The sequence below is a fragment of the Streptomyces sp. CCM_MD2014 genome (assembly GCF_000772045.1).
Lineage (GTDB): Bacteria > Actinomycetota > Actinomycetes > Streptomycetales > Streptomycetaceae > Streptomyces > Streptomyces salinarius.
This window is the reverse complement of the sequence record NZ_CP009754.1, coordinates 6,598,656-6,621,371: the sequence shown is the minus strand read 5'-3', so window position 1 is coordinate 6,621,371 and position 22,716 is coordinate 6,598,656. Positions and strand designations below refer to the sequence as shown.

Here is a 22,716-nt window from a genome sequence, read left to right as displayed (position 1 = left end):
CGGGAATTGCCGGACGGGCCTCAGTCGTAGTGCCGTGCCTCGATGATGTTGCCGTCCGGGTCGCCGAAGTAGAAGCTCCGCCTGGCCGGGCCGCGGGCGCCGTAGGAGTCGTGCGAGAGGTCCGAGACCGGTATGGACCGCTCCTGCAGCCGGGCGCGCAGTGCGTCGAAGTCGTCGGCGGGCAGGGACACGCAGATGTGGTTGACGGGATGCCCGGCACTGGCGTCGGCTCCCGGGAGCATGCGCATGCGGGCCGCCATGGAGTGCGGTGCGAGGTCGAGGATGGTCTCGTCGTTGATCCGCACGGAAGGGAAGCTCACCGTCCCCGCGGCGTACTCGGCGAGCCGCAGGGGCTCGCAGCCGAGGTTCCTCTCGTAGAAGCCGGCCGCGGCGACCGGGTCGCGTACCCACAGGACCACGTGGTCGAGACGTGTCGTGTTGTCCGTCATGGCCCCAGGCTGGTGTCCCGTCCCGGGGGCCGCAACGGTTTTGTTCCGGTGCCGGCGGGGTTTGGCCGCGTCTTCCGCCCGCCAGGGATGAGGGAGAGCGGAGCCGAGGGAGACCGTCGGACAGGAGGCAGGCGCGTGAAGCTGGTGGTGTCGGAAGAGGTGCGGGAGGCGCTCGACGCGCGTCGCCCCGTGGTGGCCCTGGAGTCCACGATCATCGCGCACGGCCTGCCGCGCCCGCGCAACCTGCTGGTGGCGCGGGAGCTGGAGGAGGCGGTGCGGCGGGAGGGCGCCGTACCGGCGACGATCGCCGTGCTGGACGGACGGCCGCATGTCGGACTCGACAAGGAGCAGCTGGAGCGGGTGGCCAACGAGGACGGCATCCGCAAGCTGGGGCACCGGGACCTGCCGCTCGCGGTGGCCCGTGGCGCGAGCGGGGCGACCACCGTGTCGGCGACCGCCCTGCTGGCGGCCCTCGCGGGCGTCCGGGTGTTCGCGACCGGCGGGCTGGGCGGCGTGCACCGGGAGTGGACGGTGACCCAGGACGAGTCGGCCGACCTGGGACTGCTGGCCCGCACCCGGATCACGGTGGTCTGCGCCGGCGTGAAGTCGATCCTGGACGTCCCGGCGACCCTGCAGCGGCTGGAGACGCTGGGGGTGGCGGTGGCGGGTTACGGGACGGACCGCTTCCCCGGCTTCTACCTGTCCGACTCGGGACACCCCGTGGACTGGACGCTGGACGATCCGGAGCAGGTGGCGGCGGTCATGCGAGCGCAGGACGCCCTGGGCGGACCGCCGTCCGCGCTCGTGGTCGCCAACCCCGTTCCCGAGGAGGAGCAGCTCGATCCCGCGCTCCACGCGCGCGTGCTCGCCGACGCGCTGCACGCGTGCGAGGCGGAGGGTGTCACCGGCCAGGCGGTCACGCCGTTCCTGCTCGAACGCCTGGTACGGCTCACCGACGGTGCCTCGCTGAGCGCCAACCTGGCGGCGGTGCGGGGCAACGTGCGGCTCGCGGCCCGGATCGCGGCGGCCTGGACCGGGGCATGAGCACCGCCCCGGACGGTGCGCTGCTGGTCGTCGGGGACGTGGTCACGGACGTCGTGGCCAGGCACCGGGGGCCGCTGGCCGCCGGCACGGACACCGCCGCCTCGATCCGGCGGCTGCCCGGCGGGGCGGGGGCCAACGTGGCCTGCTGGGCCGCGTACGCGGGCTGCGCGGACGTGCGGCTGCTGGGCCGGGTGGGCGCCGACGCGTCCGCGTGGCACGAGCGGGAGCTGGCGGCGTGCGGGGTGCGTCCGCTGCTCGTGGTCGACGCGACGGCGCCCACGGGCACGGTGATCTGCCTCGTCGACACCGGTGACGCGGCCGAGCGGACGTTCCTGACGGACAGCGGGGCGTCGTTGCTGATCGGGCCGGACGACTGGTCGGACGCGCTGCTCGACGGCGTGGGCCGGCTGCACCTGTCGGGGTATCTCCTCTTCTCGGCGCCGGGCCGCGCCCTGGTGTCGGTCGTCCTGGCGGCGGCACGCGCGCGTGGGGTGCCCGTCAGTCTGGACCCCGCGTCGGCCGGGTTCCTCGCCGGGCTGGGCGTCGGCCGGTTCCTCGGCCTGGTCGAGGGCGTGGACGTGCTGCTGCCCAGCCGTGACGAGGCGTGTCTGCTCACCGGCCTGCCCGACGCGGCGGACGCGGCCGCGAAGCTCAGCCGGCACGTTCCGCTGGTGGTCGCCAAGCTGGGGGCGGAAGGGGCGCTGGTGGCCCGGTCCGGCGCCGTGGGCGCACGGGTCGCCGCCGTGGCGGCGTCGCCGCGGGACAGCACGGGCGCCGGTGACGCCTTCACCGGCGCGTTCCTCGCCGCGCTGCTCGGGGGCGCGGAGCCCGAGGCTGCGGCGGCCGCCGGATGCCGGGCGGGCGCGCGGGCGGTCGAAGGGGTGGGCGGGAGACCTCCGCGAGCGGCCGGCCCGCGAGCGGCCGACGAACAGCGGCGGTCACCCTCTCGCGACGGGTGGCGCCGGTCGTCCCTCGCGACGGGTGGCGACGCTCCCCTCACGTGACGGGCGGCCGTCGGTCACCCCTTGCGCCCCCACGCCGAGATCATCGGTGCCGTCGCGAGGTCCATGCCCCCGGCCGCGACGTTCGCGAGGTGGCGGTCGATGTCGTCGTGGGAGGCCACCCCCGCGGAGACCAGCTGGTCGCGGATCTGCCGTACGGTCGCGGACTCCAGGGCGGCGCACGCGGGCGAGGTGACCGGGAAGTAGGCGTCGGCCTCCACCCGGCGCAGGCCCGCCTCCCTGAGCAGCCGGGGCAGGCGGCGGCCGTAGGACAGGTCGGCGCCACGCCGGGACAGCAGCTGGCGGAAGCCGTGCCGGAGCCTGTTCGCCAACTCCTGCTCGGGGCCGTACTCGTCGGGACAGAGCAGCGGCTGCAGTGCCGGGTCGGCGTCCTCGACCAGGAGGCGGCCGCCCGGCCGCAAGGACTGGATCATGGACCGCAACGCCCGATCCCGGTCGGGGACGTGGACGAGTACGAGCCGGGCGTGCACGAGGTCGAAGCCGTCCCCCGGCGGTTCCTCCGCGCCGACGTCGTGCACCCGGACCTCGACGGGCGGCCGGCCGGCCGGGGCGACCCGTGAGGTGTCGATGTCCGTCGCGAGGACCTTGCCGGTCGGTCCCACCCGCTTGGCCAGCCACGACACCACGGAGGTGCCTCCGGCTCCGACCTCCCAGCAGCGCCACCCGGGCCCGACGCCGAGCGCCTGGAGGTGCCGGAACGTGGTGGGGTCGAAGAGGGCGGCGAAGGCGTCGAAGCGCTCCGCAGCCTCGGCCTGAGCGTTGTCGAGGAGGTATCCGTCGGTTCGCGTCATGCTGGGATCATCCCAGTTGTCCGCCTTGCCCGAAGGGGGCGACGCTCCGGCGGCAACGGCCCTCCGGTCAGCCGTTCCAGGCGGGACGGCGTGGATCGTCGGCGCGCACCACGACGTCGGCGGTGCCGGAGGGGTCGGTCTCCTCGTCGTAGCGCTCGAAGGCGGGCAGGGTCCAGTGCTCGGACTCGGGGGTGCGGCGGCGCAGCGCGCCGGGGGTGAGGACGAGATGGACGCTCAAATCCAGCGGGAACCAGTGGCGCAGCAGGAAGGGGCCGTGGAGCAGCAGCACGCCGCCGGCGGGCAGCGGGGCGCGGGGGCTGCGGGTGGCGCGGTCGGTGACCGGGTCCCACAGGTCGGGCAGGACCCGCCCGTCGCCGCCGGGCCCGACGGGGTCGAAGACCTCGCGCCACAGGGCGCCGGTGTCGTACCAGCCGTTGTAGTAGGACTCGACGTCCTGGTGCCCGTACTCCAGACGGAGCGAGGCGGGCCGCAGGAAGCCCTCCGTTCCCACGACGAGTGAGGGGCGGCCGCGGACGCGCAGCGCCTCGCCGATGCGGTCGGCGAGGTCGCCGGGGCGGGCGGCCGGGGCGCCGTCGAGGGCGACGCGCGTCCAGGCGCTGCCGTCGGCGGGCTCCAGGCCGAGCAGGCGCTCGGCGAGCCGGTCGCCGAGCCGGTCCCAGGTGATCGCTTCCAGTCGCACCCGCCCATGATGCGTCACTCGCCCCGTCGCCCGTCGTGCCGGCCGCCTGGACGCTCGCGCATGGGCGCGATGCGCTCGGCCATGGTCACCGTGCCGGTGCGGGGGTTGACTTGGGGGACGACGACGGGCGGCCACCGGGCCGGCCGGCACTCGACGGGTGGGAGTGGGCGGGACATGACCGAGGGACCGTACTTCGTGCTGACGGTGCTGGGCGTGCTGGGGACCGGTGTGACGGCCGGAGTCTTCTGCGCCTTCTCGGCCTTCGTCATGCGGGGGCTCGCGGCGCTGCCGCCCGCGCAGGGGGTCGCCGCGATGAACGCGATCAACACGGCCGCGGTGCGGCCGGCCTTCATGTCGGTGTTCCTCGGGACGGCGGTGCTGGCCGCTGCGATCGCCGTGGTGACGTTCGTGGTGTGGCCCGGGGAGGCGGCGGTGGAGCTGCTGCTCGGCAGTGCGCTGTACCTGGTGGGGGCGTTCGGGGTCACGGCCGGCGCCAACGTGCCGCGCAACGCGGCGCTGCTCCGGCTGGAGCCGGGCTCCGCGGAGGCGGCCGGCCGCTGGCCCGGCTACGTCCGGGAGTGGACGGCGTGGAACCACGTCCGTGCGGTTGCCTCGGCCGCCGCGGCAGTCGCCTACGTACTGGCCCTCGCCTGAGCCGCCGGCCGGCCTGAGCCGCCGCGACAGGTCAGGGCTTGCGGGCCACCGCCCCGTAGCCCGGGATGACGCCGTCCTCCTGGCCGGCGACCGGGTCGCCCAGCTCGGGGTGCCACCGATGCGGCACCTCGACGCCGGGTTCGACCAGGTCGAGGCCGGTGAAGAAGCGGGTGAACTCCTCGCGCGAGCGCAGGGCCAGGGTGACTCCGGCGGCCCGCAGCTTCTCGGTGGCCGCCCGCGACTGCTCGGGGGTGAAGTCGGCCGTCGCATGGGTCATCACCAGGTGACTGCCGGAGGGCAGCGCGTCCAGCAGCCGGCGGACCAGGTCGTGGGCGCCCTCCTCGTCGGAGACGAAGTGCAGCAGCGCGACCAGGGACAGCGCGATCGGCCGGTCGAAGTCCAGGACCTTCCCGGCGCCCTCCAGGACGGCGTCCGGGTCCCGGACGTCGGCCTGGAGGTACTCGGTCTTCCCCTCGGGCGTACCGCGCAGCAGGGCCGCCGCGTGGGCCAGCACGATGGGATCGTTGTCGCAGTAGACGACGCGGGCGTCGGGCGCGGTCTCCTGGGCGACCCGATGCAGGTTGGGCTCGGTCGGTATACCGGTGCCGACGTCCAGGAACTGCCGTGTGCCGTGGGCCGCCAGCCATCGGGTGGCACGGTGCATGAAGGCGCGGTTGACCCGCGCCATCACCGGCACCCTCGGGTCGAGGGTGAGCATCTGCCGGCCCATCGCCTCGTCGACCGGGTAGTTGTCCTTTCCGCCGAGATACCAGTCGTACATCCGCGCGGGGTGCGGCTTGCTCGTGTCGATCCCGGCGGTGGGACGATGCCCGGTCATGACGCACTCCCAGGTGTTGAGTTCTCGTCGCGATGGGTGACCGACTCAGTGCCAAACAGCTTAAAAACAACAATCAACGGAGCACAGGGTTCAGGACAGCAGGAAGTCCGCCTCTCCCGCCTTGGCCCCCTCGATGAACGCCGTCATCTCGGCCGAGGTGTAGATCAGCGCCGGCCCGTCCGGGTCGGTGGACTGCCGTACCGCGATCCGGCCGTCGGCGAGCTTCATCGCCTCCAGGCAGTTGCCTCCGTTGCCGCCGCTCCACGGCTTGTGCCAGCCCTCGCTGCCCAGTTCACGGGCCGGCATGCCGTTGTAGATCCGCTCACCGCGGGTCAGTGGCGGACGCTGGCGTTTGATGCGGTTCATTCACAGCTCCTTGCGGAGATCCCGGAGGATCTCCTTCGTGCGATGTGCCGTGGCGGCCTGCGCCGCCATGCGGTCCATGACCTCGAGGTGGGTCGCCACCTCGGCGCGCGCGTCCAGGTAGACGGCGCCGGTCAGGTACTCGCTGTAGACCATGTCCGGGAGTTCCGGCATGGCGAATCGGAACAGCACGAAGGGCCCGTACGTGCCGGGGTGCGGCCCGTTCGCGAACGGGGCGATCTGCAGCGTCACGTTGGGCAGCTTCGCGGCCTCGAGCAGCCGGTCGATCTGGGCACGCATCACCTCCGGCCCCCCGACGGGGCGGCGCAGCGCGGTTTCGTCCATCACGACCCACAGCCGGGGTGCGTCCTTACGGGTGAGCAGTTCCTGGCGTTGCATGCGCAGGTCGACGTGGCGCTCGATGTCGTCCGGCCGGGTCTGGCCGACGGCGCCCGAGCGCAGCACCCCGCGCGCGTAGTCCTCGGTCTGCAGCACCCCGGGGACGAAGTGGGGCTCGTAGGAGCGGATCAGGGAGGCCGCGCCCTCGAGGCTGACGTACAGCGAGAACCAGCCGGGCAGGATGTCGTGGAAGCGCTGCCACCACCCCGGCTTGTTGGCGTCCTCGGCCAGCCGGACGAACGCGTCGGCCTCCTCGTCACTCACGCCGTAGGCCTTCAGCAGGAGCTGGAGGTACGGGATCTTGAGGGCGACCTCGGCCATCTCCATGCGGCGCACCGTGGCCGGGGCGACGCGCAGGATGCGGGCGGCTTCCTCGCGTTTCAGACCGGCGCGTTCCCGCAGGTCCAGCAGGCGCCGGCCGAGTACGACCTGGCCGACCGTCGGCGCGGACCGCGGCTCGCTCACCGCCCACCTCCTGAAGAGTCCTGAAAGAGTCCTTGCGTCCCTGTTCCGTTGTACGGGCAGCCGCGGCGAGCCCCGGCGTGTCCCGGTACCGGACAGCCCGGCGGCGCCATTCGAAGACCTGTTCGAATGACCGCGAGGGCCTTTCGGACGGCCTGAAGTGGCGCCGCTCGACGTGCTGTTGCGAGCAGTGTGCCACGGCCGTCCAGAACGTCACACAGCACTCTGCATTTTTCAGAGTGACACTTGCCAAGTGTTCACGGCGGGGCGATAGTGGCAAGCGTGATTCCGTCCGCGCCCTTAGGAACAGACGCCGCCGTGGGCTCCCTGGGCCTCGGTGCCGCCATGGGAGCCGGCTCCTCGGGAGCCACCGCCGCCGAGCGCCGGTTCCGCTTCGAGCTGGCCGCTCATCCGGGCTCTCCCTCGCAGGCCAGACGCCTGACACGGGCCCGGCTGAGCGGCTGGGCGGTGTGCGAGGACACCTGTGACACCGCGGCCCTGGTGGTCTCCGAACTGGTGACCAACGCGATCGTGCACACGGCGAGCAGACACATAGTGTGCGAGCTGCACGACGCCGACGACCTGGTCCGCATAGCCGTGCGCGACGAGGGCTGCGCCCCCGGCCAGCCCCACCCCTCGGCCGATCAGCAGCCCGAGGACGAACACGGCAGGGGTCTGATCCTCGTCGACGCCCTGTGCGACGCCTGGGGGGCGCACGAGCAGGGCCCCGGACTGCTGGTCTGGGCCGAGCTGCCGCGCCGGGCCGACGAACCTCTCGCCCCCACGGCGCCCCGCGACGACCTGGGCTGGGGCGCCCGACCGAAACCCGGACCCGCGGACGCACCGGGGGACGACGGCGAGGCGGAGTCCCGCCGCCGGGAGAGCCGGGAGACACGCCGCGGAACGGGGACCGAATGGCTATGAGGGCTGCGTCCGGCATCCGACCGCTCGGCCTGGACACGATGGTCCGCATGCAGCGCGGACGGCACACCGCCCGGACGCCCGTGAGACTGCCGGTGCCGGAAGGCATGACCGCACCGCTGGGCTGCGACGCGGTGGCGGTGCCCGCCCTCCTCGCCCAGCAGGTGCTGCCCCGGCTGCCGCGCGTGGGGTGCGTCTACGCCGATGAGACGCACTGGTGGTGGATCGTCCCGTCCGACTCCGACTACGCCCTGGAGTGGCCGGCGCCCGCGCGTTACGCCACCGGTGCGGTGGTGCCGGGGGCTGCGGACCTCCCCGGGCTCCTGCACCGCTCGGACGGCACGGTTCCCTATACGCCGCCCATCCCGCTGTACCTGGCTCTGTGCCGGCTGACGAACACGACGCCCACCTGGTCGCGGACGGTCAGCGCATAGGCACCGGGCGCCGGCGGTCAGGCCGCCGCGTCACCCACGGCGTCGCCGCGGCGCACGACGACCAGGAACATGTCCGAGGCGAGGTCCATGACGACCTCGGCGGGCAGGCCTTCCAGACGCCGCGCCTGTGCGAACTCCTCCGCCGGCCAGGATCCCCGCGGTCCGCCGGCGGGAAAGCGTTCGAGCACCGTTCGCCCGTTCACTCCGCACCTCCATGTAGCGCTGTACTCGTAGAGTTAAACGCCAACCATGGAGCGAATGCCTCGTGGGGTGATGGTACTGAGACGTAGTTGACACCCGTTCACCGCAAAGGGTGATCCACACCTCGTCCGTTCGGCCGTTTTCGCCACCGAGCGTCTCAGTCCTCGTACTCGTCGTGATAGCGGACTCTCCCACTGCCCGCAGGGGCACCGAGAGCCGACGCCCGCCCCTCGGGTTTCTCCCAGGGCTCGCGCCGGCCGAGCGCGGTCAGGTCGAGCAGGCTGGTGGTCGAGCCGAGCCCGTCGAGGCCGCGCTCGTACGTCGAGTAGGTGTGGAAGACCCGGTCCCGGTCCCGCAGGAAGCAGCTGAGTCCCGGCCGCTCCACCAGCTCGCCCTCGTGCTCGAGGGTCACCTCGAAGTCGGTGTTGAAGTCGCTGACGTACGACGAGTACCAGGGCAGCGTCCAGCCCATCCGCGCCTTGAACGGCAGGATCCTCGGATAGGGCGCCCGGGAGACGGCCGCGAACGAGGTGCCGCGGGCCCTGAGGTGCGCGAGGTGACCGATCTGGTCCAGGAACGCCGAGCAGCTGCGGCAGCCGGCCTCCCACTCGGGCGCGAACATGAAGTGGTAGACGACGAGCTGCTCGCGGTCCTCGAAGAGGTCGAGCAGGGTGGCCTTGCCGTCGCCGCCCTCGAACACGTACTCCTTGTCGACCTCCACCATGGGCAGCCCGCGCCGCTCGGCGTTGAGGGCGTCACGCGCGCGGGTGGCCGCCTTCTCCTTGACCAGTAAGGCCTCGCGCGCCGCGCGCCAGTCCGCGCGGGTGACGATCTCGGGCAGCGACATGGCTCCAGCCTCCTGTGCGACGTGCTTCGGTCCGACGGCCGACGGCCCGAAGCGGACGGGCCGTCCGGGTGGTGACCGAAGGGCGGAGCGGAACTCATCGCTGCCCGGCAAGATTCTTTTCCGGAGGCCGTCGAAGACGCGCCGGATCAGGCCTTCTCAGGTGTCGTACTCCTGGACGCGCCGCCCGTGCCGCCGGTCGGTCAGGTCCGGCAGCCGCTCCGCCAGCTCCCGGACCACCTCGGGAACGTCCACGGTGAGCAGCTCTCGGTCCCGCATGAGGACCCGCCCGTCGACGATCGTCGTGCGCACGTCGGCGGAGCGTGCGCTGTGCACCAGCGTGGCGGCGAGGTCGTGCACGGGCTGGGTGTGCGGGCCGGTGAGGTCGACGAGGATCAGGTCGGCCCGCCGCCCCGGGGCGATACGGCCGACGGCGTCCCCCAGCCCGACCGCCTCGGCACTCTGCACGGTGGCGTGGTGGAGCGCCTGGCGGGAGGTCAGCCAGCGGGGGTCGCCCTCGGTGGACTTCTGGATCAGGGAGGTGAGCGCCATCGACTCCCACACGTCGAGGGAGTTGTTGGAGGCCGCGCCGTCGGTCGCGAGCCCCACGGGGACGCCGATGCCGCGCAGCGCGCGCACCGGTGTGGTGCCGGGCCAGGCGAACTTGAGGTAGCCGCGGGGCGCGGTCGCCACCGCCGTACGGCCGCCCGCGCGCGCGAGGAGCGGCAGGTCGCGCTCGGTGATGCCGGTGCCGTGGGCGATGAGCACGTCGGTGTCGAGGATGCCGGTGCGTTCCAGGACCTCGATCGGGGTGGCGCCGTGCCGGGCGAGACTGGTGTCGGTCTGGTCGCGGTTCTCGGCGGCGTGCAGGTGCACGGGCAGGCCGTGGTCGCGCGCGAGTTCCGCGGTCGCGGTGAGGTCGGCGTCGGTCACCGTGTACGGGGCGTGCGGGGCGAGGGCGGTGGTGATCCGGCCGCCGGCCCGGCCGCGGCACCGCAGGGCGAACTCGAGCGACGCCTCCCTGCCTTCGGGCCCCTGCGAGGAGAAGTACGCCTGTCCCAGCTGCGCCCTCATCCCGCACCGGTCGACGACCGCGGCCACGGCGTCCATGTGGAAGTAGCTGTCCGCGAAGGTGGTGACCCCCGCGCGGATCATCTCGGCGCAGGCCAGCCGGGCGCCCAGGATCACGTCCCGCGCCGTGAGGTTGGACTCGACGGGCCAGACGACGTCGTTGAACCACTCCTCGGTGGGCAGGTCCTCGGCAAGGCCGCGCAGGGCGGCCATCGGCGCGTGCGTGTGGCAGTTGATCAGCCCGGGCAGGGCGACCTGACCGCGTGCGTCGATGCGGTCGGCGGCGGGCACCGAGGCCCCGGCGGCGGCGGTGGTCACGGAGTCGACGGTCCCGTCGCGCACGACGACGGCCGCGTCCTGCTGGAAGCCGATCCGTTCCCGTTCGTCGTGCACCAGGACGGTGCAGCCGGTGATGACGAGGTCGGCGGGCTCGGGAGAGGGAGGCGTCATGCCGCCAACGTACGGCGCCGCCGCCCCACCCGTCCGCGCCGTTCGGCGAGTTCGTCCCGCAGGGCGGCGAGCCGTTCGGCGTGACGGGGAGTGAGCCGCCCGGTGTCGTCGAGGTGCACCGCGCACGCGGTGGTGGTGTCGACGAGCCGTTCGAGGACCGCGGCGACCTCGTCGGTGCCCTCGGAGTGCCGGGCGAGGGCGGGCAGTTCGGCGGCGGCCCGGGCGATGGCGGCGCGGACCTCGGCGAGGGCGCGGTAGGCCTCGCGGCGCAGCGTCCACCGGGTGGTGCGGTCGTCGGACTCGCTCAGTACGTGCGCGAGGTAGGCGTGCGCGGCGGCGTCGGCGGCCTCGACGCCCGCCCGGATGCCGGCGCCCTGCTGCCCCGGCATCGGCAGGTGCCCGACCACGAGCACGATCGCGCAGGCCAGCAGCGTCTCCCCGATACGGCCCGCGGAGGCCGGCGGTTCGCCGCCGACCATGACCAGGGAGAGGACGAGGACGGTGACGACGGTGGTCTGGGCGGCGAAGTGCCGCGCGGCGACCGGCACCAGGGCACCGCAGACCGCGACGAGGACGACCAGTCCCTCGGGCCGGGGCAGCACGGCCGCGAACCCGGCGAACAGCAGCGCCCCCAGCACGGTCCCGGCCACCCGGCACAGCACCCGGGACACGAGCGGGCCGAGGTCGGGCTTGACGAGGAAGACGGCGGTGGCGGGCAGCCAGTACCAGTGCTGGTGGGAGCCGTACCAGTGACCGTGGTGCAGCCCCTGGGCGACGGCGGCGCTGACGCCGAAGCACAGCCCGGCCCGCAGCCCGTACTCCCGCCCGCCCGCGCCGAGCACCGCCCGCGCCACGGAGCGGGGCGACCTCCTCCGGGCGTGCAGGTCCGGTCCCCTGCCCCGGTCGAAGGCCTCCGCCGCGTGCAGCAGCGCGTCGTCCAGGGCCCGCAGGGCGGGGTCGGACCGGCTGGGCGCGGGAAGCGGCCCGGCGTGGCGGTTGCCGCGGACGGCCGCCGCGAGCCGCCGGGGCCCTTCGGCGGCCCGCGCGGGCACGGCTCGCTCCGCCCACGCGAGGGCGGTCGCGGCCTCGCCGAGGGGCAGCGCGGCGGCGTACTGGGCGTGCAGCCGCCGTTCGGCCGCGGTCGGGGCACGGCGCCGCAGCCGGGGCCCGGCGAGCGCGTCCTGCGCGTGGTCGAGAGCGGCGGTGAGCGCGGCCCGCCGGGCGACGGCGTCTCCGGTGCCGATGGCGTCGAGCAGCGCGGCGACGGCCTCGTAGACGTCGGCGACGGCCGCCCGCTCCCCGTCGAAGCGGTAGCCGAGTCGGAGGTCGCCGGCGAGGGAGGCGGGCGTGGGCAGCACCAGCCGCAGCAGGAGCAGCCATCCGGCCCCGGCGAGGAAGGCCGGCACGGTCTGCCAGGCGGGGTCGGGCAGCGGCATCCCCGCGCCCACGGCGCTGCCGACCAGCAGTTGCGTCCCGGTCGCCGACGCCACCGGCCCGACCGCGCTGACGGCTCCGGCGGCCAGCCCGAGCCCGGTCAGCAGCGCGGTGAGCGCCACAGTCCCCAGGTGCAGCCCGGCGTACGTCCCGACGAGCAGCCCGGCCGCCCCGGCGAGCGCGGGTACGCCGATCCGTCGCACGGAGGTACGGCGACTGCCCGGCCGGTCGTTGATGCCGGCCAGCATGGCGGCGATCGCCGCGACGACCCCGAGGGAGGCCCGCCCGGCGGCCAGTGCCGCGATCAGCAGCGGGCCGCCGGCCAGCGCACCCCGGAGCACCGCGTTCCAGGGCACGGGGCCGCGCTGGGTGTTCAGGGCGTGGCCGAGCCAGGGCGGAAGCGCGTGGGCTGCGGTGCGGAACACGGGGTGCGGGGCTCCTGTCGTCCGGTCGAGGCGGTGGTGAGCCTTCGGGCGACGGTGGCCGGGCCGGGGTGCGTGGTCTCAACGATAAGGGAGCTCTTGGTCGGCGCGGGAACGCGCGTGTTGCACGCGTGTGACGATCCCGCGCTCGACCGGACGGGGGCCGCGACCGTGGGTGACGGGTAATTCGGGTGCGTGGCGCGGGCGGAGGACGGACGATCGGGAGGCCGTCCGTCCGTCTTCCAGGAGTCCCCGTGATCCAGCGCGTGACCGTGCCCGGTCTCTTTCCGCCGCCCGCCTACTCCCACGCCTCCGTCGTCGAGGCCGGGACCAGGCTCGCGTTCCTCGCCGGTTCCGTACCGCTCGACGCGGAGGGCAAGCTGGTCGGCGAGGGCGATCCGGTCCGGCAGGCCGAGCAGGTGATCGCGAACCTCACCGAGCAGTTGCGTGCCGTCGGGAGCGGCCTGGAGCACGTGGTGTCGACCGACGTGTACGTCGTGAGCACCGAGACCGCGGCGCTGTCCGCCGTCTGGGACGTCGTCGAGGCGTCCGGGCTGAGTGCCGGTCCGCACTCCTCGACGCTGCTCGGGGTGGCCTGCCTCGGCTATCCGGGACAGCTGGTGGAGATCACCGCGGCCGCGGTCGTGCCGGAGGACGGCCGTCCGTGAGCCCGGGCGGGAGCGCCGACGCGGTCGTGCTGCGGCGCGCCGCGGCCGCCGACGCCCGTGCGGCGGCCGACGTCTGGCTGCGGTCCTTCTCCGCCGCGCTGCCCACCGTGGTCCGGCCCCACTCGGACGCCGAGGTGCGTGCGTGGTTCCGGGACGTGGTGGTGGAGCGGTACGAGACCTGGGTGGCGGAGGGGGCCGACGGCGCGGTGGCCGGTGTGATGGCGCTGGAGGGCGAGGAGCTGTCACAGCTGTACCTCGCCCCGGAGCGGCGCGGGCGCGGGATCGGGGACCGTTTCGTCGCGCTGGCCAAGGAGCGCCGGGCGGCCGGGCTCTCGCTGTGGACCTTCCGGATCAACACCCCCGCCCGGCGCTTCTACGCACGGCACGGTTTCACGCCCGTGGAGTGGACGGACGGCGATCGGAACGAGGAGCGCGAGCCGGACGTGCGCTACGTGTGGCGCCCTTAGGCCCTCACCCTCCGGTTTCGCCGCGTGCGTACTGGTCCGTCGCCGTGATCAGGGCCTCGTCGCCGGCCGTGCCGGCGTCGTGTCCTGCCTCGTCCACGACCACCAGCTCGCTGTCCGGCCAGGCGTGGTGGAGCCGCCAGACGATGCCGAGGAGGTTGCCGAAGTCGAGGCTGCCCTGGACCAGGGTGCCGGGGATGCCGTTCAGCCGGTGTGCGTCCCTGAGGACCACGCCCTCGTCGTTGCCGTCGCCGAGGAAGTGGTCGTTGCCCCAGTAGTGCGTGACGGTACGGGCGAAGCCCAGGCGGAACTCCGGGTCCCGGAACCGGGCGACCGAGCCGGGTGGTGCCGGGATCGTCGCCGTCTCCCAGTCGGTCCAGGCCCGCGCGGCACGCTCGCGGACCGTCGGGTCCGGGGACTCCAGCAGGCGGTTGTAGGCGGCCGCGAGGTTGCCGTCGCGTTCCTCCGGGGGCAGCTCGGCGAGGAACCGCTCGTGGGCCTCGGGGAAGATGTGTCCCAGGCCGCGGGTCAGGAGGGCCACTTCGGCGTTGGAGCCGGTGGCGACCCCGGTCAGCACCAGCTCGGTCACCACCCCGGGGTGCGTCTGCGCGTACCGCAGGCCCAGGACCGAGCCCCACGACACACCCCACACCAGCCACCGCTCGATGCCCAGGTGGGTCCGCAGCCGCTCCAGGTCGGCCATGAGGTGGGCGGTCGTGTTGACGCTCATGTCGGTGTCGTGGGCGCCGGCGCGGGGCAGCGAACGCCCGGCGCCGCGCTGGTCGAGGAGGACGATCCGGTAGGCGGCGGGATCGAAGTACCGCCTCAGACCGGGGCTCGCGCCGCTGCCCGGCCCCCCGTGCAGCACCAGCGCGGGCCTGCCCTGCGGGTTTCCGCAGGTCTCCCAGTAGACGAGGTTGCCGTCACCGACGTCGAGCATGCCGTGGTCGTACGGTTCGATCTCCGGATACAGGCCCATCGGAGCACCGTAGCCGCAGCGCCCCCGGGTGCTCATCCTCTTTACGGTGCGGCCTCAGCGGGTGGGCAGCCCCGCCGTCCGCGCCGCCGTGCGCAGCACGTCGCGCAGCATCTCGGGGGTGAGTTTGCCGGTGAAGGTGTTGCGCTGGCTGACGTGGAAGCAGCCGTAGAGGTGCAGGTCCGGCCCGTCGGGAGCGTCGAGCGTCACGTGTTGGCCGTGGGTGAAGGCCGGGCGGGGGCGGGGCACGGTCCAGCCCGCCCCGGCGAGCGCGGGCAGCGCCGCCTGCCAGCCGAAGGCGCCGAGGACGACCACCGCCCGCAGCGTCGGCCTCAGCAGGTCGAGCTCCTGGACGAGCCAGGCCCGGCAGGTGTCCCGTTCGGCGGGGGTGGGCTTGTTGGCGGGCGGGGCGCAGTGCACCGGGGAGGTGATGCGTACGCCGTACAGTTCGAGCCCGTCGTCCACGCGGACCGCGGTGGGCTGCGAGGCGAGGCCGACGTCGTACAGCGCCCGGTACAGGACGTCCCCGGAACGGTCCCCGGTGAACATCCGGCCGGTGCGGTTGCCGCCGTGGGCGGCGGGGGCCAGCCCGAGGATCAGCAGTCGCGCGTCCGGCGGGCCGAATCCGGGCACCGGCCTGCCCCAGTACGTCCAGTCGGCGAACGCCGCCCGCTTGGTGCGGGCCACCTCCTCGCGCCACTCGACCAGTCTGGGGCAGGCCCGGCAGCCCGCGATGCGCTGGTCGAGTACGGAGAGGCCGCCGGTGTCCATGTGTCCACCGTAAGTCCACCACCGCCGGGCCCCGGAAATCACGGCCCGTCCCACCGTGCCGGGCGGTTAAGGTCGAGGCATGGCTTCCGAGCATGACGAAGGTGGGAGCGGCCCGGTGGCCGCCCCGCAGGACGGTGCCACCGCCACCGCCGCGACACCGGACCCGAAGACCGCCGCGGCGATCGCCGCCGCCGAGGCCGCCGGGCCGCAGAGCGGCGAGACCGTCCGCGTGGACAGCTGGATCTGGGCCGTCCGGCTGATCAAGACCCGCTCCCTGGGCGCCACCGCCTGCCGCGGCGGCCATGTCCGGGTGAACGGCGAGCGGGTGAAGCCCGCGTACGCGCTCCGCGTCGGCGACGAGGTGCGCCTGCGCCACGAGGGCCGGGAACGCGTCGTCGTCGTGAAGCGGCTGATCCGCAAGCGCGTCGGTGCGCCGGTCGCCGTCCAGTGCTACGTCGACAACTCCCCGCCGCCCCCGCCCCGCGAGGCCGTCGCCCCCGCCGGCATCCGCGACCGGGGCGCCGGCCGCCCGACCAAGCGCGACCGCCGCGAGATGGACCGGCTGCGCGGGCTGGAGGGCCTGAGCAGCTCCCGGAGGGATGCCGGGAGCAGGCCCTGAGCACGACCGTGGCATGCCCGGCGCCGGACCGGATCAGCCGCGTCGGACCCGGGCCCGCACCAGGCGGCGCAGCTCGTCGTTGTGCCCGCGGCGGACCCGGGCGACGATCAGGAGCGGCACCATCAGGATGAGCGGTGTCGCCGCGTTCTCACCGTCGAAGTAGGTGAGCTGGACGGCGAAGGCGCCCACCATCAGCGCGCTCAGGGCCGTCGCCGCCACCGACTGCAGCACCGGAACCATCAGGGCGACCGCTCCCGCCAGCTCGAGGACGCCGATCGCGTACATGCCCGCGGCGCCCCAGCCCATCTCGGCGAAGGTGTCGGCCGCCGAGGAGTGCGCGATCAGCTTGGGCAGGGCGCTCGCGACGGCGAAGAACACCGCGAGGAGCACCTGCACCGCGCGCAGGGCGATGCGGAGCCCGCGGCTCCGGGCCGTAACGGTGCGAGCGGGGGGTGCGGTGGTGTCGGACATGGGGGTCTCCTGGGGTGAGCGGTCCCTGCTGGTGTCGGGGATACAGACCGCCCGCCGCACCGGAACTCATCGCCGGACCGACCACTGTTCGCTGCCGTGCCGCCGCTTCTCCGTTGTGTCCGCCCTCCGTCAGGCCCGCCCCACCGGCACCGCCCTCACCCACGTCCCGTCGTCGGTGAGATACCGGTCCACCGCGAGCCCCGCCTCCCCCAGCGCCTCCTCGAACTGCTCCCTGGTCAGGGGCCGGGCCCGGAAGGTCTGCGTCCAGACCGCGTCCGGGAACTCGTACTCCGCCCGGACCGCATTCACGCCGTCCCCCACCGGGTCCGCCGACAGGATCCGGACGGTGAAGCCGGCGGGGTCCACCCGCTCACGTGGCAGGTTCGAGTGGTAGTCCGCCCCCTCGCGCTGGATCAGTACACAGCCGTCGTCCGTGACGTGCCGGGCACAGGTGCGCAGCAGCCCCCGTCTGACCTCGACGTCCCCTGCGTGCACGAGGAACGACGCCAGCATCACCACGTCGAAGCGCTCGTCGAGGTCGAGATCCTCGATCGGGCCGCACACGGTGCGCGCACCGCGCACGCGCTCCAGCATCTCGGCGGACTCGTCCACCGCGGTGACGGTGAAGCCCCGCTCCAGCAGGGGATGGGTCATGCGTCCCACCCCGCTGCCCAGCTCCAGTATCCGCGCGCCCTCGGGCACGGCGGCGGCGACGATGTCCGGCTCGGCTCCGGCGGGCAGCCGCGCATAGAGCTCGACCGCGCAGCCGTCCGGGGTGATGGCCCCGGGGCCCGTGCCCTGGTGTCCCTCTCGCATGTTCAGCTCCATGCCCGTCCAACGGCCCGTCCCCGCACACCCGTTCCCCTCCGCAGCCGGTTCACCCGACCGAGTGAACGCGTCCCGTCTCGTGGTGCGGCAGGCCGCACCGGGCGCCTCGTTTCCCCGGCGCGGCCTGCCGGAGTACGTTCATTACAGGAGTGGTTAAGCGATGCGTACGGGCAGTGAACCGGCCACCGCGCGCAGTGCGCTGCGGGCGCGTTTCTGGCTGAGCCTGTGGGGGCTGGTCTGGGCGATCTTCGGCACGGCCGCCTTCGCCCTCACGGGACGGTTCGGGTGGGCGCTCGCCTGCGGGGTGCTGTGGCTCGTCGTCACGGTCGACCTGACCGTGATCCTGCGGCACATCCGCCAGGGCCCGCACTACCAGCCGGGCCGGAACATTCCGCCCTACCTCCCGCCGAAGCGCTGACGGCCAGGACGGCCGGTCCGCCCCGCCGGGGCGGGGACCGTCAGGAGTCGAACCGCGCCTGCTGCAGGTACTCCGGGTTCGGGTCCAGCGCCGCGGCCAGCCGGAAATGGCGGCGGGCCTGGTCGGGGCAGCCGCGGCGCTCGTAGGTGCGGGCGAGCGCGAAGTGTGCGAACGCGTTGTCCGGCTCCCGCTCCAGGACGATGGTGAACTCCAGCTCGGCCGGTCGCAGTTGCGCCGCCGCGAAGAAGGCGCGCGCACGCAGCATCCGCGCGGCGGTGTTCTCGGGGTGGGCGCCGATGACCCCGTCGAGCAGCTTCACCGCGCCACGCGGGTCCCGCGCGGCGAGCAGTTGCTCGGCGGCGCGGAAGTCGATGACGTCAGTCTCCGGAGTACGTCCGATCGGACCGCTTGTCTCGGGCACGGCTGAGTCCTTCCCTCGCTGGAAGGCATCAACGCGCGCGGAAGGTTCGCTATTCCGTGCGCCGTTCCGAGTGCGGTTGCGTGGGCGCTTCCGTGTGCGCCCTGCGCACCAGGTCGGCCCACACCTCGTCCACGCGCCGCCGCAGCTCCTCCAGCGGTACGTCGTTCTCCACGACGACGTCCGCGATCTCCCGGCGCTGCTCGCGCGTCGCCTGCGCGGCCATGCGCGCCCGCGCGTCCTGCTCGGTCATGCCGCGCAGCCGTACCAGCCGGTCGAGCTGGGTGGCGGGGTCGGCGTCCACGACGACCACGAGGTCGTACAGCGGTGCCAGGCCGTTCTCCGTGAGCAGGGGGACGTCGTGGACGACGACGGCGTCCTCGGCGGCGGCCTCCTCCAGCGCGCGGGAGCGTGCCCCGACCAAGGGGTGCACGATGCCGTTCAGGACGGCCAGCTTCTCCGGGTCGGAGAAGACGATCGAGCCCAGTCTGGGCCGGTCCAGGCCGCCGTCCCCGGCGAGGACGTCCTCGCCGAACGCCGCCACGACCGCGGCGAGTCCGGGCGTCCCGGGGGCGACGACCTCGCGCGCGATCCGGTCGGCGTCGATCAGTACCGCGCCGTGCTCGACGAGGAGCCGGGACACCTCGCTCTTGCCGGCGCCGATCCCGCCGGTCAGGCCAACCTTCAGCATGAGCGGAAGCTTAGGGGGTGCCGGTCACGGCGTCAGTTGTCGCCCTCCCGCTCCGCCAGGAAGCGCTCGAACTCACGGCCGATCTCGTCCGCGGAGGGGATCTCGACGGGCTCGGCGAGCATGTTGCCCCGGGTCTCGGCGCCCGCGGCCGCGTCGTACTGGTGCTCCAGGCCCTGGACGAGGGCGGTGAGCTCCTCGTCGCCCTCCTGGATCTGCCGGTCGATCTCCGTCTGGGTGCGGTGGGCGTCGGTGCGCAGGGAGTGCGCGATGCCCGGCAGCACCAGACCGGTCGCCGCGGTGATCGCCTCCAGGACGGTCAGCGCCGCGTCCGGGTACGGGGAGCGGGCGATGTAGTGCGGGACGTGGGCGGCGACGCCGAGCACGTCGTGGCCGGCCTGCGCGAGCCGGTACTCGACGACCGCCTCCGCGCTGCCGGGGACCTGTGCCTCCTCGAAGGGGCTGCGGTGGCCCGGCACGAGGTCGGTGCGGGTGCCGTGCGGGGTGATGCCCACGGGCCGGGTGTGCGGGACGCCCATGGGGATGCCGTGGAAGCTCACCGACAGGCGCACGCCCAGCCGCTCCACGATCTGCCGTACTGCGGCGGCGAACCGCTCCCACTCGACGTCCGGCTCGGGGCCCGACAGGATCAGGAACGGCGCCCCGGTGGCGTCCTGGACGAGCCGCACCTCGATGGCCGGCTCCTCGTAGTCCGACCAGGTGTCGCGCTTGAACGTCAGCAGCGGCCGGCGGGCCCGGTAGTCCACCAGCCGGTCGTGGTCGAAGCGGGCGACGACCTGGTGGGGCAGCGAGTCGAGCACCTGGTCGACGATCTGGTCGCCGGTCTCGCCGGCGTCGATGTATCCGTCGAAGTGGTACAGCATGACCAGTCCGGCAGACTCCTGGGCGAGTGCCATGTCGACGACGGCAAGGCCCTTCGGCTCCCAGGCGTACAAATCCTGCGGATCAAGCACGGTGACCGCTCCCCTCCTCGTGTTCACAAGTGACAACGCCGTTGCGGGGTGGGGCATTCCCGCGGGAGGCACACCGAAGGGGCCGCACCTCGGAAGGTGCGGCCCCTCGGTCAACCGCTGTGCTGCAAACCGCTGTGTGTCAGCGGCCGGTGTTCAGAGCTTCAGCTCTGGCCGCCGGCCAGCTTCTCGCGCAGCGCGGCCAGCGCCTCGTCCGACGCGAGGGCGCCGGAGTTGTCGCCGCCCTCGGAGGAGTACGAGCCGCCGCCACCGCTGCCGGACGCGGCCTGGGCCGCACCCGCGGTGTCGACACCCTCGGCAGCGGCCTTCTCGTCCGCCTCGCGGGACTTGATGACCTGCGCCTGGTGCTGCTCGAAGCGCTGCTGGGCCTCGGCGTACTGCGTCTCCCAGGCCTCGCGCTGGGTCTCGTAGCCCTCGAGCCAGTCGTTGGTCTCGGGGTCGAAGCCCTCGGGGTAGATGTAGTTGCCCTGGTCGTCGTAGGACGCGGCCATGCCGTACAGGGTCGGGTCGAACTCGACCGCGGACGGGTCGGCACCGAAGGCCTCGTTGGCCTGCTTCAGCGAGAGGCTGATGCGGCGGCGCTCGAGGTCGATGTCGATGACCTTGACGAAGATCTCGTCGTTGACCTGGACGACCTGCTCCGGGATCTCCACGTGGCGCTCGGCCAGCTCGGAGATGTGGACCAGACCCTCGATGCCCTCGTCCACGCGGACGAACGCACCGAACGGCACCAGCTTCGTGACCTTGCCGGGCACGACCTGGCCGATCTGGTGGGTGCGGGCGAACTGCTGCCACGGGTCTTCCTGGGTCGCCTTCAGCGACAGGGAGACACGCTCGCGGTCCATGTCGACGTCGAGGACCTCGACGGTGACCTCCTGGCCGACCTCGACGACCTCGGACGGGTGGTCGATGTGCTTCCAGGACAGCTCGGAGACGTGGACCAGACCGTCGACGCCACCCAGGTCCACGAAGGCACCGAAGTTGACGATCGAGGAGACGACGCCGGAACGGACCTGACCCTTCTGGAGGGTGGTGAGGAACGTCTGGCGGACCTCGGACTGGGTCTGCTCCAGCCAGGCACGGCGGGACAGGACCACGTTGTTGCGGTTCTTGTCCAGCTCGATGATCTTCGCCTCGAGCTCCTTGCCCACGTAGGGCTGGAGGTCGCGGACACGGCGCATCTCGACCAGGGAGGCCGGGAGGAAGCCGCGGAGGCCGATGTCGAGGATGAGACCACCCTTGACGACCTCGATGACGGTACCGGTGACGATGCCGTCCTCTTCCTTGATCTTCTCGATGGTGCCCCAGGCACGCTCGTACTGGGCGCGCTTCTTCGAGAGGATCAGGCGGCCTTCCTTGTCCTCCTTCTGGAGGACCAGGGCCTCGATCTCGTCACCGACGGCGACGACCTCGTTGGGGTCGACGTCGTGCTTGATCGAGAGCTCGCGGCTCGGGATGACACCTTCGGTCTTGTAACCGATGTCGAGCAGGACCTCGTCCCGGTCGACCTTCACGATGACGCCGTCGACGATGTCGCCGTCGTTGAAGTACTTGATCGTCTCGTCGATCGCGGCGAGGAAGGCTTCCTCGTTACCGATGTCGTTGACCGCAACCTGCGGGGTGGTGGCGGTGGTCTCGGTGCTGCTCGTCATGTGGGAAAGGGCTCCGGTACGGACATTGAAGTCGTAGGTACTGCTTACGCCGGGAGCCCGTTTCGCTCTGCAGAAGCCGGACAGCCAAGGAAGCCTCACCGAAACCCACTGGTGACGCCTCGAGAACCGAGGGGACATACAACAGATGCGAGCGCGACCTGCTACGTCTGAGGTGCGCAGGCCCGCAGCGCAACTTGTAGCATACGGGGGCAGCCGGGCAGGGTCAATGCACGAAGCCGCACACCCGGGGCGGATCCTCGCATACCCGGCACAAAAGCCGTCTCCCGAGGCCACACGGACCCCTGGATGCCCCTTGCGTGACACACGGGGCGGGCGGCACGGAAGAGCCCGCAGACTAGTACGAGGGAGCCGGTCATCCAAGAGCCCGTAACGTCCGAGGCCGCATTCGGGGCCGACGGAGCCGAAGAACACGAGCCCGAGGCGACCCGGCGTGCCGCCGGTGTCACGGAGAGTTCCCGGGCCAACCGCGGCTGGTGGGACCGGAACGCGGACGAGTACCAGGCCGAGCACGGCACCTTCCTCGGCGACGGCCGTTTCGTGTGGTGTCCCGAGGGCCTGGACGAGGTGGAGGCCGAGCTGCTCGGCCCGCCGGAGGAGCTGAAGGGCAAGGACGTCCTGGAGATCGGCGCCGGCGCCGCCCAGTGCTCGCGCTGGCTGACCGCCCAGGGCGCGCGTCCGGTGGCCCTGGACCTCTCCCACCGCCAGCTCCAGCACGCCCTGCGCATCGGCGGTTCGTTCCCCCTGGTGTGCGCCGACGCGGCGGTGCTGCCCTTCGCGGACGGCTCGTTCGACCTGGCGTGCTCGGCGTACGGGGCGCTGCCGTTCGTCGCCGACCCGCGGCTGGTGCTGCGGGAGGTGCGCCGGGTGCTGCGGCCCGGCGGCCGCTTCGTCTTCTCGGTCACGCATCCGCTGCGCTGGGCGTTCCCGGACGAGCCGGGTCCCGAGGGCCTGTCGGTGTCCGCGTCGTACTTCGACCGCACCCCCTACGTGGAGCAGGACGACCAGGGCCTCGCGGTGTACGTCGAGCACCACAGGACGCTCGGGGACCGGGTGCGGGACGTGGTGACGTCCGGGTTCCGCCTGGTGGACCTCGTGGAGCCGGAGTGGCCCGACTGGAACACCTCGGAGTGGGGCGGCTGGTCCCCGCTGCGCGGGCATCTGATCCCGGGGACGGCGATCTTCGTCTGCGAGCGCGACTGAGCCGTACGGGAGCGTCGCCGCCACGCGCGCG

29 protein-coding genes are annotated in these 22,716 nt (G+C 73.1%); 10 read left to right on the top strand and 19 right to left on the bottom strand.

What is annotated here, in order from left to right:
* Window positions 1–20 precede the first annotated feature (20 nt).
* Window positions 21–449, bottom strand: coding sequence for a VOC family protein (locus NI25_RS29430; protein ID WP_061445346.1), 429 nt, complete (start codon window positions 447–449; stop codon window positions 21–23).
* Between the two features lie 87 nt (window positions 450–536).
* Between NI25_RS29430 and NI25_RS29425 the strand changes: the two genes are divergently transcribed.
* Together NI25_RS29425 and NI25_RS29420 are read left to right on the top strand one after the other, a co-directional pair.
* A complete protein-coding gene (locus NI25_RS29425) occupies window positions 537–1,493 on the top strand; it encodes a pseudouridine-5'-phosphate glycosidase (RefSeq protein WP_107071886.1) in 957 nt (318 codons plus the stop codon).
* Window positions 1,490–2,497 carry a carbohydrate kinase family protein gene (locus tag NI25_RS29420; RefSeq protein WP_233520787.1) on the top strand — a complete coding sequence of 336 codons (1,008 nt, stop codon included), beginning with the start codon at window positions 1,490–1,492 and terminating at the stop codon, window positions 2,495–2,497. Before NI25_RS29425 ends, NI25_RS29420 begins: the two co-directional genes overlap by 4 nt.
* Before the next feature lie 14 nt (window positions 2,498–2,511).
* Here the strand turns inward: NI25_RS29420 and NI25_RS29415 are convergent, their stop codons facing one another.
* The 3 genes from NI25_RS29415 to NI25_RS39545 form a co-directional block, all read right to left on the bottom strand.
* Window positions 2,512–3,306 (bottom strand): methyltransferase domain-containing protein, encoded by a 795-nt coding sequence (locus NI25_RS29415; protein ID WP_061445344.1) that lies wholly within the window; start codon window positions 3,304–3,306, stop codon window positions 2,512–2,514.
* 67 nt (window positions 3,307–3,373) lie between these two features.
* Entirely contained in the window at window positions 3,374–4,006 is a 633-nt protein-coding gene (locus tag NI25_RS29410) for a hypothetical protein (protein ID WP_061445343.1), read from the bottom strand.
* Between the two features lie 14 nt (window positions 4,007–4,020).
* On the bottom strand, window positions 4,021–4,182 hold the full coding sequence (locus NI25_RS39545) for a hypothetical protein (protein WP_158508472.1): 162 nt from the start codon (window positions 4,180–4,182) through the stop codon (window positions 4,021–4,023).
* Here NI25_RS39545 and NI25_RS29405 point away from each other — a divergent pair.
* On the top strand, window positions 4,181–4,660 hold the full coding sequence (locus NI25_RS29405) for a DUF1772 domain-containing protein (RefSeq protein ID WP_061445342.1): 480 nt from the start codon (window positions 4,181–4,183) through the stop codon (window positions 4,658–4,660). The two genes, NI25_RS39545 and NI25_RS29405, sit on opposite strands and share 2 nt — an antisense overlap.
* Window positions 4,661–4,691: 31 nt before the next feature.
* Here the strand turns inward: NI25_RS29405 and NI25_RS29400 are convergent, their stop codons facing one another.
* From NI25_RS29400 to NI25_RS29390, 3 genes are all read right to left on the bottom strand, one after another.
* A complete protein-coding gene (locus tag NI25_RS29400; RefSeq protein WP_061445341.1) occupies window positions 4,692–5,498 on the bottom strand; it encodes an SAM-dependent methyltransferase in 807 nt (268 codons plus the stop codon).
* 90 nt (window positions 5,499–5,588) lie between these two features.
* Complete coding sequence (locus tag NI25_RS29395) at window positions 5,589–5,864, bottom strand: DUF397 domain-containing protein (protein ID WP_061445340.1); 276 nt, start codon at window positions 5,862–5,864, stop codon at window positions 5,589–5,591.
* Window positions 5,865–6,725, bottom strand: coding sequence for a helix-turn-helix domain-containing protein (locus NI25_RS29390; RefSeq protein ID WP_061445339.1), 861 nt, complete (start codon window positions 6,723–6,725; stop codon window positions 5,865–5,867).
* Between the two features lie 270 nt (window positions 6,726–6,995).
* Here NI25_RS29390 and NI25_RS29385 point away from each other — a divergent pair, with 270 nt between their 5' ends.
* On the top strand, window positions 6,996–7,646 hold the full coding sequence (locus tag NI25_RS29385) for an ATP-binding protein (RefSeq protein ID WP_061445338.1): 651 nt from the start codon (window positions 6,996–6,998) through the stop codon (window positions 7,644–7,646).
* The gene (locus tag NI25_RS29380; RefSeq protein WP_061445337.1) at window positions 7,643–8,077 is read left to right on the top strand and encodes a hypothetical protein; all 435 of its coding nucleotides are present in this window, start codon (window positions 7,643–7,645) and stop codon (window positions 8,075–8,077) included. Before NI25_RS29385 ends, NI25_RS29380 begins: the two co-directional genes overlap by 4 nt.
* A gap of 17 nt (window positions 8,078–8,094) precedes the next feature.
* Here NI25_RS29380 and NI25_RS29375 read toward each other — a convergent pair whose 3' ends face one another.
* From NI25_RS29375 to NI25_RS29360, 4 genes are all read right to left on the bottom strand, one after another.
* Window positions 8,095–8,280, bottom strand: a complete 186-nt coding sequence (locus NI25_RS29375) for a hypothetical protein (protein WP_061445336.1) — start codon at window positions 8,278–8,280, stop codon at window positions 8,095–8,097.
* A 155-nt stretch (window positions 8,281–8,435) separates the two neighbouring features.
* Window positions 8,436–9,125, bottom strand: coding sequence for a DUF899 domain-containing protein (locus tag NI25_RS29370; protein WP_061445335.1), 690 nt, complete (start codon window positions 9,123–9,125; stop codon window positions 8,436–8,438).
* 156 nt (window positions 9,126–9,281) lie between these two features.
* Window positions 9,282–10,643, bottom strand: coding sequence for an amidohydrolase (locus tag NI25_RS29365; RefSeq protein WP_061445334.1), 1,362 nt, complete (start codon window positions 10,641–10,643; stop codon window positions 9,282–9,284).
* Entirely contained in the window at window positions 10,640–12,502 is a 1,863-nt protein-coding gene (locus tag NI25_RS29360; RefSeq protein ID WP_061445333.1) for an FUSC family protein, read from the bottom strand. Before NI25_RS29360 ends, NI25_RS29365 begins: the two co-directional genes overlap by 4 nt.
* Window positions 12,503–12,753: 251 nt before the next feature.
* Between NI25_RS29360 and NI25_RS29350 the strand changes: the two genes are divergently transcribed.
* Together NI25_RS29350 and NI25_RS29345 are read left to right on the top strand one after the other, a co-directional pair.
* Complete coding sequence (locus tag NI25_RS29350; RefSeq protein WP_061445331.1) at window positions 12,754–13,167, top strand: RidA family protein; 414 nt, start codon at window positions 12,754–12,756, stop codon at window positions 13,165–13,167.
* Entirely contained in the window at window positions 13,164–13,634 is a 471-nt protein-coding gene (locus tag NI25_RS29345; protein ID WP_061445330.1) for a GNAT family N-acetyltransferase, read from the top strand. Before NI25_RS29350 ends, NI25_RS29345 begins: the two co-directional genes overlap by 4 nt.
* Before the next feature lie 4 nt (window positions 13,635–13,638).
* On the opposite strand, the gene pip is transcribed toward NI25_RS29345, so the two are convergent.
* A complete protein-coding gene (pip, locus tag NI25_RS29340) occupies window positions 13,639–14,610 on the bottom strand; it encodes a prolyl aminopeptidase (protein ID WP_061445329.1) in 972 nt (323 codons plus the stop codon).
* A gap of 54 nt (window positions 14,611–14,664) precedes the next feature.
* Window positions 14,665–15,378, bottom strand: coding sequence for a uracil-DNA glycosylase (locus NI25_RS29335; RefSeq protein WP_061445328.1), 714 nt, complete (start codon window positions 15,376–15,378; stop codon window positions 14,665–14,667).
* Between the two features lie 79 nt (window positions 15,379–15,457).
* Between NI25_RS29335 and NI25_RS29330 the strand changes: the two genes are divergently transcribed.
* Window positions 15,458–15,997 carry an RNA-binding S4 domain-containing protein gene (locus NI25_RS29330; protein WP_061445327.1) on the top strand — a complete coding sequence of 180 codons (540 nt, stop codon included), beginning with the start codon at window positions 15,458–15,460 and terminating at the stop codon, window positions 15,995–15,997.
* A 33-nt stretch (window positions 15,998–16,030) separates the two neighbouring features.
* Here NI25_RS29330 and NI25_RS29325 read toward each other — a convergent pair whose 3' ends face one another.
* Together NI25_RS29325 and NI25_RS29320 are read right to left on the bottom strand one after the other, a co-directional pair.
* The gene (locus tag NI25_RS29325) at window positions 16,031–16,468 is read right to left on the bottom strand and encodes a DoxX family protein (protein WP_061445326.1); all 438 of its coding nucleotides are present in this window, start codon (window positions 16,466–16,468) and stop codon (window positions 16,031–16,033) included.
* A 129-nt stretch (window positions 16,469–16,597) separates the two neighbouring features.
* On the bottom strand, window positions 16,598–17,284 hold the full coding sequence (locus NI25_RS29320; protein ID WP_107072128.1) for a class I SAM-dependent methyltransferase: 687 nt from the start codon (window positions 17,282–17,284) through the stop codon (window positions 16,598–16,600).
* A gap of 172 nt (window positions 17,285–17,456) precedes the next feature.
* Between NI25_RS29320 and NI25_RS29315 the strand changes: the two genes are divergently transcribed.
* Window positions 17,457–17,714, top strand: a complete 258-nt coding sequence (locus tag NI25_RS29315; RefSeq protein WP_061445324.1) for a DUF6343 family protein — start codon at window positions 17,457–17,459, stop codon at window positions 17,712–17,714.
* A 40-nt stretch (window positions 17,715–17,754) separates the two neighbouring features.
* Here the strand turns inward: NI25_RS29315 and NI25_RS29310 are convergent, their stop codons facing one another.
* The 4 genes from NI25_RS29310 to rpsA form a co-directional block, all read right to left on the bottom strand.
* Window positions 17,755–18,135: a tetratricopeptide repeat protein gene (locus NI25_RS29310; protein ID WP_061445323.1), complete on the bottom strand. Its 381-nt coding sequence runs from the start codon at window positions 18,133–18,135 to the stop codon at window positions 17,755–17,757.
* 49 nt (window positions 18,136–18,184) lie between these two features.
* On the bottom strand, window positions 18,185–18,823 hold the full coding sequence (gene coaE, locus NI25_RS29305) for a dephospho-CoA kinase (protein ID WP_061445322.1): 639 nt from the start codon (window positions 18,821–18,823) through the stop codon (window positions 18,185–18,187).
* 32 nt (window positions 18,824–18,855) lie between these two features.
* Window positions 18,856–19,794, bottom strand: a complete 939-nt coding sequence (locus NI25_RS29300; RefSeq protein ID WP_061445321.1) for a PAC2 family protein — start codon at window positions 19,792–19,794, stop codon at window positions 18,856–18,858.
* 161 nt (window positions 19,795–19,955) lie between these two features.
* The gene (gene rpsA / locus NI25_RS29295; RefSeq protein ID WP_061445320.1) at window positions 19,956–21,464 is read right to left on the bottom strand and encodes a 30S ribosomal protein S1; all 1,509 of its coding nucleotides are present in this window, start codon (window positions 21,462–21,464) and stop codon (window positions 19,956–19,958) included.
* Between the two features lie 558 nt (window positions 21,465–22,022).
* On the opposite strand from rpsA, the gene NI25_RS29290 reads away from it, so the two are divergent.
* Window positions 22,023–22,685, top strand: a complete 663-nt coding sequence (locus NI25_RS29290) for a class I SAM-dependent methyltransferase (RefSeq protein WP_123060239.1) — start codon at window positions 22,023–22,025, stop codon at window positions 22,683–22,685.
* The last annotated feature ends 31 nt before the right edge of the window (window positions 22,686–22,716 follow it).

Excerpts from the sequence above, each read along its gene's own strand:
- NI25_RS29315 (WP_061445324.1), top strand. The coding sequence starts at position 17,457 with ATGCGTACGGGCAGTGAACCGGCCACCGCGCGCAGTGCGCTGCGGGCG.
- NI25_RS29325 (WP_061445326.1), bottom strand. The coding sequence starts at position 16,468 with ATGTCCGACACCACCGCACCCCCCGCTCGCACCGTTACGGCCCGGAGC.
- NI25_RS29330 (WP_061445327.1), top strand. The coding sequence starts at position 15,458 with ATGGCTTCCGAGCATGACGAAGGTGGGAGCGGCCCGGTGGCCGCCCCG.
- NI25_RS29420 (WP_233520787.1), top strand. The coding sequence starts at position 1,490 with ATGAGCACCGCCCCGGACGGTGCGCTGCTGGTCGTCGGGGACGTGGTC.
- NI25_RS39545 (WP_158508472.1), bottom strand. The coding sequence starts at position 4,182 with ATGTCCCGCCCACTCCCACCCGTCGAGTGCCGGCCGGCCCGGTGGCCG.
- NI25_RS29320 (WP_107072128.1), bottom strand. The coding sequence starts at position 17,284 with ATGCGAGAGGGACACCAGGGCACGGGCCCCGGGGCCATCACCCCGGAC.
- NI25_RS29430 (WP_061445346.1), bottom strand. The coding sequence starts at position 449 with ATGACGGACAACACGACACGTCTCGACCACGTGGTCCTGTGGGTACGC.
- NI25_RS29400 (WP_061445341.1), bottom strand. The coding sequence starts at position 5,498 with ATGACCGGGCATCGTCCCACCGCCGGGATCGACACGAGCAAGCCGCAC.
- NI25_RS29415 (WP_061445344.1), bottom strand. The coding sequence starts at position 3,306 with ATGACGCGAACCGACGGATACCTCCTCGACAACGCTCAGGCCGAGGCT.
- NI25_RS29405 (WP_061445342.1), top strand. The coding sequence starts at position 4,181 with ATGACCGAGGGACCGTACTTCGTGCTGACGGTGCTGGGCGTGCTGGGG.
- rpsA (WP_061445320.1), bottom strand. The coding sequence starts at position 21,464 with ATGACGAGCAGCACCGAGACCACCGCCACCACCCCGCAGGTTGCGGTC.
- NI25_RS29365 (WP_061445334.1), bottom strand. The coding sequence starts at position 10,643 with ATGACGCCTCCCTCTCCCGAGCCCGCCGACCTCGTCATCACCGGCTGC.
- NI25_RS29425 (WP_107071886.1), top strand. The coding sequence starts at position 537 with ATGAGGGAGAGCGGAGCCGAGGGAGACCGTCGGACAGGAGGCAGGCGC.
- coaE (WP_061445322.1), bottom strand. The coding sequence starts at position 18,823 with ATGCTGAAGGTTGGCCTGACCGGCGGGATCGGCGCCGGCAAGAGCGAG.
- NI25_RS29380 (WP_061445337.1), top strand. The coding sequence starts at position 7,643 with ATGAGGGCTGCGTCCGGCATCCGACCGCTCGGCCTGGACACGATGGTC.
- NI25_RS29395 (WP_061445340.1), bottom strand. The coding sequence starts at position 5,864 with ATGAACCGCATCAAACGCCAGCGTCCGCCACTGACCCGCGGTGAGCGG.
- pip (WP_061445329.1), bottom strand. The coding sequence starts at position 14,610 with ATGGGCCTGTATCCGGAGATCGAACCGTACGACCACGGCATGCTCGAC.
- NI25_RS29370 (WP_061445335.1), bottom strand. The coding sequence starts at position 9,125 with ATGTCGCTGCCCGAGATCGTCACCCGCGCGGACTGGCGCGCGGCGCGC.
- NI25_RS29335 (WP_061445328.1), bottom strand. The coding sequence starts at position 15,378 with ATGGACACCGGCGGCCTCTCCGTACTCGACCAGCGCATCGCGGGCTGC.